Annotated in this window: 12 protein-coding genes; 9 read left to right on the top strand and 3 right to left on the bottom strand. The window is 38.1% G+C overall.

Annotated features, from left to right (window positions below):
* Positions 1-90 precede the first annotated feature (90 nt).
* The 3 genes from AAOP42_RS05585 to AAOP42_RS05595 all read right to left on the bottom strand — a co-directional run bounded on the left by AAOP42_RS05585 (position 91) and on the right by AAOP42_RS05595 (position 4,648).
* Positions 91-1,428, bottom strand: coding sequence for a PhoH family protein (locus tag AAOP42_RS05585; RefSeq protein ID WP_349527480.1), 1,338 nt, complete (start codon positions 1,426-1,428; stop codon positions 91-93).
* Positions 1,429-1,558: 130 nt separating this feature from the next.
* Positions 1,559-3,418 carry a M61 family metallopeptidase gene (locus AAOP42_RS05590; protein WP_349527481.1) on the bottom strand — a complete coding sequence of 620 codons (1,860 nt, stop codon included), beginning with the start codon at positions 3,416-3,418 and terminating at the stop codon, positions 1,559-1,561.
* Positions 3,419-3,472: 54 nt separating this feature from the next.
* Positions 3,473-4,648: a J domain-containing protein gene (locus tag AAOP42_RS05595; RefSeq protein ID WP_349527482.1), complete on the bottom strand. Its 1,176-nt coding sequence runs from the start codon at positions 4,646-4,648 to the stop codon at positions 3,473-3,475.
* Positions 4,649-4,843: 195 nt separating this feature from the next.
* Between AAOP42_RS05595 and AAOP42_RS05600 the strand changes: the two genes are divergently transcribed.
* The 9 genes from AAOP42_RS05600 to AAOP42_RS05640 all read left to right on the top strand — a co-directional run bounded on the left by AAOP42_RS05600 (position 4,844) and on the right by AAOP42_RS05640 (position 16,828).
* Positions 4,844-6,751: a sensor histidine kinase gene (locus AAOP42_RS05600; RefSeq protein WP_349527483.1), complete on the top strand. Its 1,908-nt coding sequence runs from the start codon at positions 4,844-4,846 to the stop codon at positions 6,749-6,751.
* A 137-nt stretch (positions 6,752-6,888) separates the two neighbouring features.
* Positions 6,889-7,953 (top strand): complex I subunit 1/NuoH family protein, encoded by a 1,065-nt coding sequence (locus AAOP42_RS05605; RefSeq protein WP_349527484.1) that lies wholly within the window; start codon positions 6,889-6,891, stop codon positions 7,951-7,953.
* Positions 7,954-7,963: 10 nt separating this feature from the next.
* Positions 7,964-8,956 (top strand): 4Fe-4S dicluster domain-containing protein, encoded by a 993-nt coding sequence (locus AAOP42_RS05610; protein ID WP_349527485.1) that lies wholly within the window; start codon positions 7,964-7,966, stop codon positions 8,954-8,956.
* Positions 8,957-8,958: 2 nt separating this feature from the next.
* The gene (locus tag AAOP42_RS05615; protein ID WP_349527486.1) at positions 8,959-9,510 is read left to right on the top strand and encodes an NADH-quinone oxidoreductase subunit J family protein; all 552 of its coding nucleotides are present in this window, start codon (positions 8,959-8,961) and stop codon (positions 9,508-9,510) included.
* Between the two features lies 1 nt (position 9,511).
* Positions 9,512-9,814, top strand: coding sequence for an NADH-quinone oxidoreductase subunit NuoK (nuoK, locus tag AAOP42_RS05620; protein ID WP_349527487.1), 303 nt, complete (start codon positions 9,512-9,514; stop codon positions 9,812-9,814).
* Complete coding sequence (gene nuoL, locus AAOP42_RS05625) at positions 9,811-11,808, top strand: NADH-quinone oxidoreductase subunit L (RefSeq protein WP_349527488.1); 1,998 nt, start codon at positions 9,811-9,813, stop codon at positions 11,806-11,808. The genes nuoK and nuoL overlap by 4 nt, the downstream gene beginning before the upstream one ends.
* Before the next feature lie 17 nt (positions 11,809-11,825).
* A complete protein-coding gene (locus AAOP42_RS05630) occupies positions 11,826-13,466 on the top strand; it encodes a complex I subunit 4 family protein (protein ID WP_349527489.1) in 1,641 nt (546 codons plus the stop codon).
* Positions 13,467-14,945 (top strand): NADH-quinone oxidoreductase subunit N, encoded by a 1,479-nt coding sequence (locus AAOP42_RS05635; protein WP_349527490.1) that lies wholly within the window; start codon positions 13,467-13,469, stop codon positions 14,943-14,945.
* Positions 14,942-16,828: an amidophosphoribosyltransferase gene (locus AAOP42_RS05640; RefSeq protein WP_349527491.1), complete on the top strand. Its 1,887-nt coding sequence runs from the start codon at positions 14,942-14,944 to the stop codon at positions 16,826-16,828. Before AAOP42_RS05635 ends, AAOP42_RS05640 begins: the two co-directional genes overlap by 4 nt.
* Positions 16,829-16,861 lie beyond the last annotated feature (33 nt).

Below are 16,861 nucleotides of genomic sequence, written 5' to 3' on the forward strand. Positions count from 1 at the left end.
ATGAGTAAACAACACACCTATTGTTGTAAACCCCTAAATAAATATTCTGAAGAGTACAATGAACGACAAAGTGACTTTTCAAATCTTTACTTATAGCAACTCATTGGCCAGATTTGCCAATTCAGAACGCTCTCCTTTTTCTAAATTAATATGAGTGAACAAAGGTTGCCCCTGTATCCTGTCAACCAGATAAGAAAGCCCATTACTTTGTGAGTCTAAGTAAGGAGTGTCAATTTGATTGACATCTCCGGTAAAGACGATTTTCGTGTTTTCTCCGGCTCTGGTGATGATCGTTTTTACTTCATGTGGCGTAAGGTTTTGAGCTTCATCCACAATGAAGTAAATATTGGATAAGCTTCGTCCTCTGATATAAGCCAATGGAGTAATCATTAGCTTTTCTTTGTTGAGCATTTCTGTAATTCTGCTGTATTCCTTATCGGTTTCTCTGTATTGGTTTTGGATAAACTTGAGGTTGTCCCAAAGGGGTTCCATGTATGGATTGAGTTTTGATTTGATATCTCCGGGCAGGTATCCAATGTCTTTGTTGCTCAAGGGGACAATCGGACGGGCTAAATATACCTGTTTAAAATTTCTTCTTTGTTCCAATGCAGAAGCCAAAGCCAATAAAGTTTTGCCTGTTCCGGCTACTCCCGTAATAGCTAAAAGTTTGACTTCAGGGTTCATCATACCATGTATGGCAAATGCTTGTTCTGCATTTCTGGGTTTGATGCCATACACAGTTTTTTTCTCCACATGGTCGATCAAATCCGTTTGAGGGTTGTAATATGCCAGAGCAGAGTTTTTATCGCTTTTTACTATGTAATAGCAGTTGTTGATGGGTTTTCTGGCACCCAGAATTCTTTTTTTCTCTACAGAAAAGTCCTTATAAAGGTCATTGATGGCAGCAGCAGATACCCTATTCAACTCATGTTTCCCTGATACTAAAGACCTGACATCTTTTATTTTTCCGGTTTCATAATCTTCAGCATTCAGATGCAACGACTTGGCTTTCAGTCTCAGGTTAATGTCTTTAGAAACTAAGATGACTTTTTTATCTTTTTCCTCTTCGTGAAGGTTAAGCGCAGCATTTAATATTTTGTGGTCGTTTTTTTTATCGTCAAAGATTTTCTCGGCATCCAATTTAGGGTTAGAATGCATTAAGACTTTAAACCTCCCTTTGGTTTTTCCATTGAGAGGTATCCAATCTTGTAGCATGTGGCCTTCAGACAATTTGTCTATTAACCTGGCAAACTCACGAGCTTCAAAATTGATGGTGTCATTCCCTTTTTTGAAATTGTCCAGCTCTTCCAGTACAGTTATAGGTATTCCCACGTCGTGTTCTGCAAAATGCATAATAGAATCGTGAGAGTATAAAATTACAGATGTATCCAGTACGAATATTTTTTTTTCACTACCTTTCTTCGCCATGCCGTTTATAATTTAAGGGTGAGTTTTTGAGTAAAGGCTTTTTACTACGACCTTTTAAATTGGAGGATAATTTCTATTAAATAGATTTATTATCAAACACTTTACCGAACTTTATTTTAATTATTTTTGATCACTTGTTGATCCATGATTTTCTCATTGTTTTTTGCTTTTTGGTAGGAGCAGGGTTTGGTTTAATATCGAGTTTGGTATGTGTGTCTTTTTCTATTACGTGCCCTTTAAGCCTTACTTTTTTGAGCTTGCCTTTTTGGTTTAGGCGTATTACTATTACCTTTATTTTATCACCGTTTTTGTGTGTTTGTTTGAAGTGGTCAAATGTGTTGATGAAATTGCCTGAATTGAGTTTCACTCCGTCAAATTTGTGAATAATATCACCTGACTGATATCCCAGTTCTTTACCAAACCTGTTGAGATTACTTGTATCGGTTATTATAACAGAGCCATTGTCAGTATTTGAATAAAAGTTAATTCCACCCAAAGACACTTCTTTTTTAATCTCTCTAGAAGTGTAAATTACCCCGACTTTTTCTAGCATGGATTCCAATGGGAGTGGTGAACTTCCTTCTACATATTGTGTGAAAAAATCTCGGATTTCGGGAAAAGTCAGTTCTGTAATAATGTCAAAAAGTTCATCATCCCTGAAAGAATTTTCCTTGCCGAACTTTTTCGACAGATCTTGCATCATGTCTTGAATGCCGTATTTTCCATTAGACAATTCTCTCAGTCTGATGTCCAGACAAAGTCCGATAAGGGCACCTTTTTGATAGACATTTCCATATTGAAATTTATATTCATGCAGGCATTTTTTGCTCAGTTCGGTGAATGGCAATTCCTGATCATATCGGGTAGCAGATTTTATTTTTTCCAATAATACTTCCAGGTATTGCCTGGCATCCATTTTTCCATATTTGACTTGTGCAAGACCCGCTGCATATTCCGTTACTCCTTCGTAAAGCCATAGATGCTTAGACATTTTGGGTTGTATGAAATCGAAGTTTCCAATTTCCTCAGAATGAATATTTAAGGGTGTGACTATGTGAAAAAACTCATGTGCTGTAAAATCCTTGATCGTTTGCGAAATCAAAATAGGATGCAATTCGGGAAGGCTGTAGAGCGAGGAATAGGAGTGCTCTAAAGCACCAAGGGCAAGTGATCCGCTAAAAACACCAGAGAAATGATATATCAGGAAAGCATACCGATCTATAGGAAGCTTTCCACCTAAGTAGTCTTTTTGTGCTTCCAGAGTTTCCTTTATATATCCGGTGGTAATTCCCGAAGTGGCAATTTTGTTTGGAGAATAAACCGAAACGAGGATTTTCGCTCCACCCATTTCAAAAGTTGTGGTATCCGGAACGCAGTACATAATAGGGCCATCGGCCAGATCGAAGTAATTGTTAGTGGTGAATATGTCTATCGAGTCTGATGCGATGGTTTTAGGAAGTGCAGTTGACCCAAAGAGATCACCGGGGTGTTTTATATGAACGTTGTAAGGCAGGTTTTTGTAGTTGTCCAAATATCCTATAAAAGCATAGGTGTTGATGATGAAATTTTTTCCTTCTTCAATATTGGATCCGGCTGGTTCAAATATAAAATTGTTCTTTTTACTGTCGTAGGTATCTTCCACCCAGTATGAAATTTTATGCAATTTGTTTGCATTGTATATCAGTCGTCGGTTGGGGGAGATGCTATCTGTTTTGAGCTGATTTCCATTAGAATCAATGGCCAGAAAGTTACTGATAAACCTTCCAAAATCATATACCGAATAAGTACCGGGGACAATCTTGGGAATATGGTATTCTATTCGTTCTTCTGAGATTTCAGGGACTTCTATAGTTACTTTTACCTTGTCATCCACTACTTTATTGAGATCAATAAATACCTCGTAACTTGGTTGGGCAATAGATCGAAAAGAAAAGAAAAAACACAGAGCTACAGTCAGTATGCTAATTTTTTTTATGGAAAGGGCTGCCATTTTAATATGAATTGGCAAGCGGAAATGAATCATAAGTATTCCTGATAATGAGGTTTATTTGGCGCAAACTAACGGACTATCAAATACCGGGTCAAGTTTTCTGGCAATTTTGAAATCTGCACAGGCAAAATTTTCTTTGTTCATAGCAAGGTGACACTTGCCACTGATGATGTAATTCATGGTGCTATCTGGCCATATTTCCTTTGTCCATTCTGTTGATTTGAGAGATTTTTCATAGTTTCCAGTCATGTAATACGCATTGGCAAGTTTCATAAATAGCTCAAAATGATATTTAGGAATCATTTCAGCGTTGATAAGTATAGGGTAAGCTTTACCATAATTGGCTTCATATTCTGCTGTTGCCATATTGCTTGCTTGCTGGTAATAATTGAGTGCTGACTCAAAATCTTTAAACCCCATTTCATATAGATCCCCCATTTCAACGTAAAATGAAGTAGTATTATATCCTGCCATATAGAGCTGTTGATAAATCTGAATGGCTTGTTGGTAGTTTTGCAATTGTTTGTTGGCTTCTGCTTTATTGAGCATGATATTCAAAGTATTGCCTATAGGAAAGTCGTTGAGGATATTATAAAGCGCAATGGCTCGGCTATATCTTTTTTCTTCCATGCACTTGTTTGCACGAATCAGAATATTGCTTAAGAGCATGTCTTTGTATTCACTCATGTCTCTTTCCGATTCAAAAAACATTCCCATTCCATCGATCATCAAAAGGCTCTCCTTCAACTCTCCGTTTTTGTATGCATTTTGAGCATTTGCAAACGTGTATCTGCGCTCTGTCAGCATTTTTTCTTTTTCAACCGCCTTGTAATATTCAGTAGCCCAGATGCCGATTTTGATGAGTACACCTACTACAAACGCAAACAAAAATGCGTATAAAGTACCTTTTAAATTTTCTTTGGAAGTTAAGGAAGGCCTCTTGAAAATCGGATCCCTTGGTCTTCTATAGTAATGCGGAGGTGGTGGACTTGTTGGCTTGGGGGGAAGCTCAAAAGAACCATATTTAAGTGTCATATCATATCGGTATCGGGTATAGGGATTGGAGAGTACCTGATGCGCAGCATTCAATTCCTTGAATAATTCTTCCATCACAGGATCACCCTGATTTCTGTCTGGATGAAATTTCAAAGCCTGCCTTTTGTAGGCGGCTTTTATTTCGCTGGCAGTTGCATCTTCAGAGATGTCTAATATTTGATAATGAGTCAGCAATGGTTTTTGGAATAGGCTTAATTCAAGTTAAACGAATTTTTTATGGAATGGTATGTTCTCGTAGTGATTTTTGATTTAATGAAAACAATTTTAGGGTAGAAAAATCAATATAGAAAAAGGAAGGTTTGAAAGTCATAAACTTTTGGTTGTTAGGAGCTTTTATTACTTTACAGTGTATTATCTGGATTAAGTTCTATGAGGATTATTTTCTGCTTTATGATGTTTGCCATTACCATTCAGGGTATGGCACTTGATAACATTAAGATTCGAGAAGACCTGGAGTTGCTGGATATAAAAGGCAAAACCTACCTATATTCTGATAAAACAGACACAATGACGGTAGTTCAGATTGCAGCAATGCCTGATGCCTTATGGAAGAAGAAACCGTTAACCGGATATTCTGAGCATTCGGAATGGGTAATGGTTCAATTTGAGAACGAATCTGAAATTGCTTTTGACAAAGTATTGTATCTCAACAATCCTATCAGTCATATTCTTGATTTTTATTTTGTTGAAAATGGAGTACTACAGGAGGAGCTTGTGGCTACCGGTCTGGCAAGGTCTGCTAAATCAAAACTTTACAACGATCCATGCTTCCCTGTTAGGTTGCATCTTCCTGCTAAAGGCGTAGTGAAGGTATTGATTAGAATATTTGACCCATTGTCTTCGATGAACGCACCTCTTTTTCTAATGGGATTTGATACAGCCACCCGGCTCAAAGATAAAAACCTGTCTTTTAGTTTTTTATGGATTGGGATATTGGTTTTATCCCTTATGCTTGCATTGTTCATGTATGTCAGTATCAGACAGGATATATTCTTGTACTATATCATGTTTGGCATCTCTACCGGGATGATTGGTACTGCCAACCTTGGAATACTTTTCTTGTTTATTGATTCTGACCCCTATCAAATAGTCACCAACTACTATCAGGTAGGAGCAGTGATTATGATCAACTTTATGCCCAGATTTTTGAACAGTATTGTGCCTATTTCTGAAATAAGTAGAAGGGCATGGCATGGGATGAAAGCGATGGGCTATTTGGCTATTTGTATTGCTGTGCTTTATAGTATGCCATATTTTAAGTTTAGCTTCTTTTTCACCAATTTGTTTATCAATACGATGGTGTCACTTACGGCTTTGCTTTTTCTGTATTTGCTGATTACACTTTGTATTGCATCTGTTAAAAAGATGGATCGTGCCTTAACGTTGTTCGTTGTTTACCTTATTTACCTTACTTTGGCTTTTAGCAATGTCATACTTCCATTATTTGGCGTTGCAGACAAAGGTTTGGATGGATTTAATCTGGTGTTGATGGGGTCGGTATTTGAAACCATTGCTTTTATGATATTGATGGCTCAGGTCACATTATCTGTGTACCGTGAGCGTGAAAATCTCTACAAGCAGGTGCAGAGCAATCAGGAGATAATGATGGAAGCAATAGTAAAAGGGCAGGAAGATGAAAGGAATCGTTTTGCCAAAGATCTTCATGATGGATTTGGGCAAATGATTTCATCTCTTATGTTGAATATTAAAGGGTTGGAGACTACTCAGTCCACCAATATTGAAAAGAGATCAGGCATCTTCCGACAATCCACCTCTATTCTAAATGACATGTATGTGGAGCTTAAAAATATTTGTTTTAACCTCATGCCTCAAACTTTACTTGCGGCTGGTGTAGGAGAAGCATTAAAAGAATTTGCCAATCGAATCAATGAGAGCGGTGAGATCATAGTGGAAGTTTCTTTATTTGATATGGAAGAAAGGCTCACTGAAATTCAGGAAATATCTATTTACAGAATTTCTCAGGAATGGATCAACAACATTATCAAATATTCGAATGCCTCAAAAATTGAATTACAAATTACCAAGGATGAGGATGAAATTACTTTATTAATAGAAGACAATGGGACAGGGTTTGACAAATCTGCTCTGGAGTCTGGCAAAGGAAATGGCTGGAAGAACATCCATTCCAGAGCCAATTTAATCAAAGGGGAAGTGGAGTTGGATACTACTGTAGGTATTAAAGGAAATACTTTTATTCTCAATGCCCCCGCCAAATTGGATGTCGGTGTGAAAAATGATTTGGTACTGACAAATTGATTGGGTCATTATTTTGCCTTATTTGATTCCACTGGGATATTCTGTTTTTTTTCAAGTACAAATTAATCATAGCTCCCACATTTTATAGTTTATCGTTCTATCTTTGATTTTATAATTATCGTCTGGAAACAGAGCCAATGATTGCATTTCTTTTTTATTTGCCATTTTTATTCTTGTTCGTTGTGTTGGCCGTGTATGCTGAGCGAAAAATAAGCGCATTTATGCAGGACAGACTTGGGCCAATGGTAGTAGGGAAATATGGTATTCTTCAAACTGTAGCTGATGTGCTTAAGATGCTTCAAAAAGAAGACATTAAACCCTATGCAGTCGATAAAAAGCTCTTCCTTTTAGCTCCTTTTATAATTTTTGCTTCAGTATTTGCGGGGTTTGCTGTGTTGCCTTTGACTTCTGATTTGCGAGGATCAACCGCTGAGACAGGGATATATTTTCTGCTTGGGGTGGTGTCGTTGGATGTAGTAGGTATATTGATGGCAGGCTGGGGGTCAAATAATAAATATTCATTGTTCGGATCACTACGATCAGTAGCGCAAATCGTGTCTTATGAAATCCCTCTTGGACTGGCCGTTCTCTGTGTTATTATGGTATCTCAAACACTGGATTTGCAAGAGATATCTTATCAGCAGGGAATATTCAATAGTGGAGATTTGGTGGAGAATGGAACTATAACTTCAATGGGTGGAATGCTTAGTTGGAATATTTTCAGACACCCTTTTTTGATTATTGTTTTTGTTATATTTTTTGTAGCATCTTTAGCTGAGTCTAATCGTACACCTTTTGACTTGCCAGAAGCTGAGTCTGAACTGATTGGAGGATTTCATACAGAATATTCCGGTTTTAGATGGGCGGTAATTATGTTGTCAGAGTATGGCATCATGTTGTTGGTATCTATATTGGCAGTAGTCTTGTTTTTTGGTAGTTGGAATACCATTTTTCCTAATATAGCAGGATTACCTTTAGCCGAATGGACATCCGGGCAACCGGGCACATTGGCTGGTCAGGCATGGGGCATCTTTTGGTTGATCTCTAAATCACTCGTGCTGATTTTTGTGCAAATGTGGGTGAGGTGGACATTGCCCAGGGTTCGGGTGGATCAGATGATGGCTATTAGTTGGAAGTATTTAACTCCCATTGGCCTGTTGATGGTTTTTGTAGCCGGAGTTTGGAGATTGTGGGTGATTTGAATTAAAGATTTTGAGAACATATTTATCAAATATAAAAGACACAATTTATACCTTTTCTCAAGGGTTTAAGCTGACTATGCGTCATTTCTTTCAGGCGAGAACCATGAGAGATCCTATCGGTATAAAAGATGACAACTATTTTGAGAAAAAGGAAGGTATAGTTACGCTTCAATATCCATTTGAAGAATTGCCGGTTCCAGATAATGGCCGTTATCAGTTGCACAATGAAATTGACGATTGCATAGTTTGCGACAAATGTGCGAAAGTTTGTCCAGTCAATTGTATTGACATAGAGCCTGTAAAGGCCTTGGAAGAAATAGGAAAAACCTCTGATGGCACTCCAAAAAGGATTTATGCAGCGAAGTTTGATATTGACATGGCGAAATGCTGCTTTTGCGGGCTTTGCACCACTGTATGTCCTACCGAATGCCTGACTATGACCAAAGAGTATGACTTTAGTGTATTTGATCTGACTGAGCACAATTTCGTTTTTGGGAATATGTCTGAAGAGGAGGTTGCAGAAAAGAAAGAAGAGCTTGAAAAACATAATGCAGCCAAGCAAAAGGAAAAAGAAGCTAAACCAGTAGTGGCAACTGCTTCGGAATTGGAAACTGAAGAAAAGAAAAAAACAGTATTTAAACCAAAAGTAAAAAATGTTGGAAGTGATGACGTAGCGAAAAAGCCTGTATTCAAGCCTAAAGTAAAAGCTAAGACGGAGACTGCTGAAGACAAAGGCATAAAAGTAGAAGAAAGCACGAAACCAGTAAAACCTGTATTCAGGCCTAAAATAAAAGCTAAAAGTATGGATTCTGAAACTCAGGAGTCTAAGGTAGAAAGTGAGCCGATAAAGCAGAAACCTGTGTTCAGGCCAAAGATAAAAGTGAAAGAGAAACCGTTGGAGGAACCCAATGACCTGAAATCAGAAGCAGAAGGTGAAAGGAAAGAAGAAATACCAAAAACGAAGAAACCTGTTTTCAGGCCGAAAATAAAACCGAAAAAATAAGAGTGGATAGTATAACCGAAATAAGCCTTAATGCAATTGCATTTTATTTTTTGGCCGGAATGTCCATTTCCTCGGGACTTATGATTTTGTTTTCTAAAAACATTGTAAGATCGATATTTCTTCTTGTTGTGGTTTTCTTAGGAGTAGCAGGGATTTATATGATCAGCAACGCAGAGTTTGTAGCGGTAACCCAGGTACTCGTTTATGTGGGAGGAATATTGATCCTGCTCATGTTTGGTATCATGCTTACCAATAGGATAGAAGGGCAGGCATTGAGTGTTAATCATAAAAGATTTTTGCCTGCTGTATTGGTTGGGGGATTGTTATTTTATATACTGGTCACTTCTATTACAGGAGATGCCAATTTTCATCAGTTCAACCCAAAGACTGAAATTCCCGGAGATATAACTTCCGGGTTTTCCAATACCCAGGTTATTGGAATCAATCTTATGACCAATCAGATACTTGCTTTGGAAGTGACAGCAGTGTTGTTGTTGGTTGCTTTGGTAGGGGCAGCTTTTATTGTTGGAAATAAACTAAAACCTGAAGAGTGATATGATACCAATCGAACATTATCTGCTCTTTAGTGCCGCACTCTTCATTTTAGGATTGTTGATTGCCATTGTCAAGCAAAATGCCATGATGGTGCTGGTTGGGATAGAACTGATTTTGAATGCTGCCAATATAAACTTTGTGGCATTTTCTCAAAATGACCCAAACCTGTCTGGGCAAATGTTTTCTCTGTTTGTCATAGTAGTGGCAGTAGCAGAATCGGCAGTAGCACTTGCCATTATTTATAAAGTGTACCAGCATTACAGTACCTCTGATCTGGATGAAGTAAACCAACTGAATGGATGATAGTTATTGAAACCGTTCATATAGATCAGATGTGGCTGGTGTTCCTGATACCGATGCTTCCACTATTGGCATTTTTGGTAGCTGTTTTTTTGAAAAATAAAGACTTTGCTGCATTGTTTTCTACTGTGGTTTCAGCGGCTGTATTCTTCGTGGCAGTGGAGGTGATCATATCTCATTATGGAAGTGCACTTTATTATTCCATGCCTTGGTTTACGGTTGGAAAATTCACTTACAATGTAGGTATCCTGCTCGATAAGCTATCGCTTGTGATGATTGGAGTGGTGTCACTTATTGCTTTGTTGGTGAATGTATTTTCGTTGGAATACATGAAACATGATGAAGCTAAAGGCAGGTATTTTTCCTTTTTAGGGCTTTTTGCATTCTCTATGTATGGGATTGTTTTATCCTCCAATCTGTTCCTTACTTTTGTGTTTTGGGAATTGGTGGGTTTCTCTTCCTATCTTTTGATTGGTTTTTGGTTTCAAAATGAAGAACCACCCAAGGCCTCATTCAAGGCATTTATTGTCAACAGGGTGGGAGATGCAGGTTTCCTCATAGGACTTTTTGTTGTTTTTGTATTTTTCCATTCATTCGAACTGCCTTATTTGTGGAATGAATTTTCCGAATTCGGAAAGCCGGATGCTTCTATAGGCATATCCAAAGGATGGTTGATGGTGATGGGATTGGGTTTGTTTTTGGGAGCAATGGGTAAATCAGCGCAATTTCCACTACAGACATGGCTGCCCGATGCTATGGCAGGGCCTACGCCTGTCTCAGCACTTATCCATGCTGCTACCATGGTGGCAGCAGGCGTATTTATGCTTGTTCGTGTTTTCCCACTACTGAGCATACCTGTATTGGATGTTATAGCCATAATAGGTGCCCTTACGGCTTTTATGGGAGCATTTGCAGCTTTTTCTCAAAATGACATTAAAAAAGTATTGGCTTTTTCCACTGTATCTCAGTTGGGCTATATGGTTATGAGTATCGGAGTGGGATCACCTGATGCGGCATTTTTTCATCTGGTCACTCATGCATTTTTTAAGGCCAGTTTATTCCTTTGTGCGGGCAGTGTGATCCATTACTTGCATCATGAAAATGATCCTCAGAACATGTATAAAATGGGAGGATTGAGAAAATATATTCCATTTACATTCATTGCCTACACTATTTCTATGTTGGCATTGTGTGGACTGCCCTTCTTTTCAGGGTACTTTTCCAAAGAAGCCATATTAAGTGGTGTGTTGGAGTGGATTACTTACAGTTCAATGGGTGGAATCGGTTGGAAAGTTCTTGTCCCTCTTTTCGCTTTTATTAGTGTGTTTATGACAGCCGCTTACATGGGGAGGCAATATTTTCTTGTGTTTTTTGGAAAGCCTAAATGGACTGCTCGCAAGCAAAAGGAATCTTGGTATGTGGCTATTCCGATATTATTGCTTGCTTCTCTTTCTTTTTGGTTTGTGTATTCCCTCAGCCCATTTCATGCTGATACATTTCTTTTAGAAATTTTGAGGTACAAAGGCAGTGTTGGAAGTGAGCATCTTATCAACCCTGTGATTCTTGGGATGGTGTCTTCCAGTTTGGCGATTTTAGGTCTGTTTGTATCTTATTTGCTTTTTTATAAAAAGAAGGCTCAGCATTTTCTAAATAAAATACATGAGCTACTTGGAGGGCTTTCTGCAAGTAACTGGTATTTGGATGGCGTGCATAGTATTTTGATAGTGCAACCTGTTATGAAGTTACGCATGTATGTGAGTCATTTTGATAGAAAATATGTGGACGGTCTGGTCAATGGAATTGGAGTGTTGAATGTAGTAGTTTCTCAAATTTTAGGTTGGTTTGATAAATATATGGTGGATGGTGTGATCAAGTTGATTACGGTCATTTCAGGTAATTTAGGGAATGTAGCCAGGAGTTTTCAGAATGGAAGAATCCAGATGTATTTTGTGTGGGCCGTTCTTGGAATTGTACTGGTACTAATAGTATTGTTTTAAAATCATAAGTTAAGAAAATGATAGAAAATCATTTATTGTCGTTGCTTATTTTCATACCCCTTATAGCTGGGGTTGTACTATTATTTATCCCTGAAACCAGTTCGGGATTATACAAGTGGATTACCCTAGGGACATTGGTGGTCGAATTGATCCTTACTTTGATTTTACTTTCAGGGTTTGACGCATCTCAAGCAGGAATTGGCAATGAAAGCCTTCAATTTGTGGAGAAAATGGATTGGATCAATTTGAGTATTGGTTCCACATCTGCCATTTCCATCCAATACTATTTGGGCGTGGATGGGCTGAGTATATCTATGGTATTGCTTTCCGCTATTGTGTTACTCATCGGAGTAATATCATCCTGGAATATTAAAGAAAATCTCAAAGGGTACTTTTCCTTGTACCTTATCTTAACAGCCAGTGTATTTGGTTGTTTTCTGGCATTGGATTTCTTTTTATTCTTCTTGTTTTTCGAATTCATGTTGTTACCAATGTACTTCTTAATTGGCTTGTGGGGAGGTGTAAGAAGAGAATATGCTTCGATCAAGTTTTACCTATATACATTGGTTGGGTCGATATTTATATTGATCGTAATGATAGCACTGAGTATTTCTGTCATTACCCCCGATCCCGAAATTGACATCCATTCATTTGACCTGATGCTGATGATGGACAATGCCAATTTTATACCTGATTCTGTGCTCTCTATATCAAGTTCTGACACTCTTTTAGGACTTTCCTACAGGTTATGGGCTTTCCTATTCGTTTTGATTGGCTTTGCGATCAAGCTGCCTGCAGTTCCTATTCACACCTGGTTGCCGGATGCTCATGTGGAGGCTCCTACGCCGATATCAGTAGTGTTGGCAGGTATATTATTGAAAATAGGTGGATATGGTTTTTACAGAATTGCCTACAGCATTTTTCCGGAAGGAGCGTATTACTTTGGTTGGTGGATTGGTTTATTTGGAATTATTGCTATAATCTACGGCGCATTGGTTGCCATGGCACAGTCAGATTTGAAGCGGTTGATTGCTTATTCTTCCGTCTCACACATGGGCTTTGTGATGCTGGGTTTGGCAGCTATTACAACACAAAGTATTTCCGGTTCTATTTTCCAAATGTTTAGTCATGGTCTGATTTCAGTAGCATTGTTTTTGATCACAGGGGTGATCTATGACAGAACAAAAGATAGAGAAATTTCAAATTACAGTGGACTGGCAGCAGCCATGCCATATTTTACTGTCATTGTATTGATTACATTTTTTGCGTCTTTGGGATTACCCGGATTCAGTGGATTTATAGCTGAATTTTTGGTGCTTGCAGGAGCATTTGATGGTGCTATGTCGTCAGAAGTAATCGCTATTTTTATGCCCATTGTGGGAGTGCTGGGATTGGTTCTGGGTGCAGCCTATTTTCTCTGGACACTTCAGAGAATGTTTTTTGGAAAGTACTGGATCAAAAATGAAGAGTGGACACTTCCCGACCTTACTACCCGGGAGTACATCATGTTTGTGCCACTTGTGGTAATGATATTTGCTTTTGGAATTTTTCCGGGCTTGATCCTCGATCTGTCAAATGAGACAATTATGAGTTTTGTGGAATTTGTACAAGAACAAGGAAAACAAAATATGACACTGATTTTAGAAAATACGAAGTAAATGGGTGTGACTAATCAGGTGTTAACAGAAAAACTAAATGAAGTCTTTGGTGGTGTGGCTCACCTACTGCCTGAATTGTGTTTGGTGTCAGGAGCACTGGTCATTCTCATATTAGAACTTGTTTTAAAAAAGGATACCTGGAAGCTGAAAACCGGTTTGAGTGTTGTTTTTATTGCTCTTGCTTTTGGTTCACTTTTTATAGTTGAAAGCTCTGGATTGCTTTTTGGAAGTGTTTTAATTGCTGATGAGTTGTCGTTTACTTTTCAGGTAATATTTCTATTTACCTTTCTCATTTCAATGATTTTTCCTTCTCAAAAATGGGAATTGCGAAAGATGGGAGAATATCATTTCCTGATTTTTTGTTTGGTGCTGGGAGCTTTTTTGATGGTAAAGTCAAAAAACCTTTTGATTTTCTATCTGGCATTGGAGCTGATCTCGATATCATCATACATTCTTACAAGCATCGGGTTTAATAAAAAAGGTTTTGAAGCAGGAATAAAATATTTACTCTTTGGAGCACTGGCAAGTGGTGTCATGCTTTATGGTATGTCATTGCTCTATGGATTATCTGGCTCGTTGGACTTGCTTGTGATCCTTTCAGGGCAAATGGACGGTCAACTTCATTTGATAGCTGTATTTTTATTGGTAGTTGGGGTGTTATTTAAGCTTTCGCTTGTACCAATGCATATCTGGACTCCAGATGTGTATGAAGCAGCACCTGTGTCCGTTGTTGCTGTGTTTTCTGTTATTCCAAAACTGGCGGCATTGGTGTTTTTATTCAGGACAGTGTCATTCATTTCCGACGATTCTGTTCAAATCATGGTGGTACAGATTATAAGCTGGTTGGCTGTGATCTCTATGTTTATCGGTAATCTGGGTGCCATCTGGCAAAATAATGCCAAGCGTATGATGGCATATTCATCCATTGCACATGCCGGATTTTTGGTAATTGGCGTAATTGTGCAAAGTGAATTTGGTTTGCAAAGTGTGATTTTTTATTCGGTGGTTTACTCCTTGATGAATCTGGGTGTTTTTTACCTCATAGCCTGTATGGAAAAAAACGATCTTTATCAAATCACCGATTATAGAGGTGTTGGTAAAATTATTCCTGTTGTGGGCATTTCTATGGTTGTGTTTATGATTTCACTTACGGGACTTCCTCCTACAGGAGGTTTTTCAGCGAAGTTCTTATTATTTTCTGCGTTATGGAGTACTTATGAAACTAGTCAGCTAAGTTTTTTGTTATGGTTGTTCATATTTGGACTGATCAATACAGTAATTGCATTGTTTTACTATTTGAAAATTCCTTATATGAGTATTTTCAAAACACAAATTAAACAAAGTGTTCCAAATATAACTTTGAAGAATAAAATTGTATTGGCTCTGATTTCTTTTTTGATTTTGGTGCTATTCTTTAAAGCGGACTTATTGTTTGATTTGACAAATAAGTATAGCTTTGTATTTTCGATTCTACCATGAGTGACTCCATAAAACACGAGTGTGGTATAGCCCACCTCCGCCTTCGCAAACCACTCCAATATTATATTGACAAGTATGACACGCCCATGTATGGGGCAAATAAGCTGCTTCTTTTGATGAAGAAGATGCAAAATCGTGGGCAAGATGGTGTTGGTGTGGCAAATATAAAACTGGGCTTGGAACCTGGTTACCGTTACATCAGCCGCTATCGTTCTATCGATCCTGATCCTCTCAAAAAGGTTTTTGATAAAGTGGGAAAAAAGTTTGCCAAAGCCAAGAAAGAAGGAGTGGAAAAGTACTATGATGAAGACTGGCTTAAAAAGAATTACGGATTTACCGGAGAAGTTTGGTTGGGGCATTTGCGCTATGGTACACATGGAGTAAACAGTATCGAAAGTTGCCATCCTTTCCTTCGCCAGAACAATTGGCGGAGTAGAAATCTGGTAATGGCTGGTAACTTCAATATGACTAATGTGGATCAGCTATTCAATCTTTTGATAGATATAGGACAGCATCCAAAAGAAATCAATGATACGGTAACTGTCATGGAAAAAATTGGCCATTTCCTCGATGAAGAAAATCAGTCGTTGTTTCAAAAGTATAAAGACAAATACACAAACAAGGAAATTACTCAAATCATTGAAGATGAAATTTCTTTGAAAAAAATTCTAGTCAGATCTTGTAAAGATTTTGATGGCGGCTATACTATGGCTGGAATGCTGGGATTTGGTGCTTCGTTTGTAGCAAGAGATCCTGCTGGTATCAGGCCTGCCTACTATTATGCGGATGAAGAAATCATTGTAGTTGCTTCTGAAAAACCAGCCATAAAGACTGCTTTTAATTGCAATTACAACGACATCAATGAGATTGAACCCGGGCATGCGTTGATCATTGATAAAAAAGGAGATTATACAATTGAAAAATTTTTAAAGCCGTTACCTAAAAAGTCGTGCAGTTTTGAGCGTATATATTTTTCCAGAAGTTCTGATCCGGACATTTATAAGGAAAGAAAGAAACTTGGAAGGTTGTTGGTGCCGAAAGTGCTGAAGGCCATTAATTTTGATTTGAGAAATACCATTTTCTCTTATATTCCAAACTCTGCAGAGACTGCCTTTTTGGGGCTAATGGATGGTATGGATGATTATCTGGTAAAGAAAAGAAAAGAGATAGTAATCGACAAAAAGCCTAGTCCGGATGATTTGGAGGAAATCCTTTCTTTCAGGCCAAGAATTGAAAAGTTGGTAATAAAGGATGCTAAGTTGAGAACGTTTATTACTCAGGATGCGGGTAGAGACGATCTGGTAGCCAACGTCTATGACACTACTTATGAAGTGGTCAACAAAGGCAAAGATAATCTTGTAATAATAGATGACTCAATCGTACGGGGTACTACGCTGGAGAAAAGTATTTTGACTCTTTTAGATAAGCTTGAGCCAAAGAAAATCGTAATCGTTTCATCTGCTCCTCAAATAAGATACCCTGATTGTTATGGTATCGATATGAGTAAGATGAAGGATTTTGTTTCTTTTAGGGCGATATTGAAATTGCTGGAAGAAACAGATCAGGAATATCTATTGGATGAGGTGATGGAAAAATGTGTAGCCAATAAAGGCAAGCGCAATCAGGAGAATTTTGTAACGGAATTGTATGCTCCGTTCACCTACGATCAGGTTTCTGCCATGATTACAAAAATTGTAAAACCTAAAAACATGAAGGCAGATCTGGAGGTTCTTTTCCAGACTGTGAATAACCTGCATTTAGCCTGTCCTAATCACCTGGGAGATTGGTACTTTACAGGTGACTATCCTACTCCCGGAGGGAATGGAGTGGTCAACAAAGCATTTATCAATTACATGAAAGGCGTGTCTGTAAGGGCCTATTAAAACTACATTTTCGTTTTACATTGAAAGCGTATC

The organism is Reichenbachiella sp. MALMAid0571, from assembly GCF_040151475.1.
GTDB lineage: Bacteria > Bacteroidota > Bacteroidia > Cytophagales > Cyclobacteriaceae > CAXBNB01.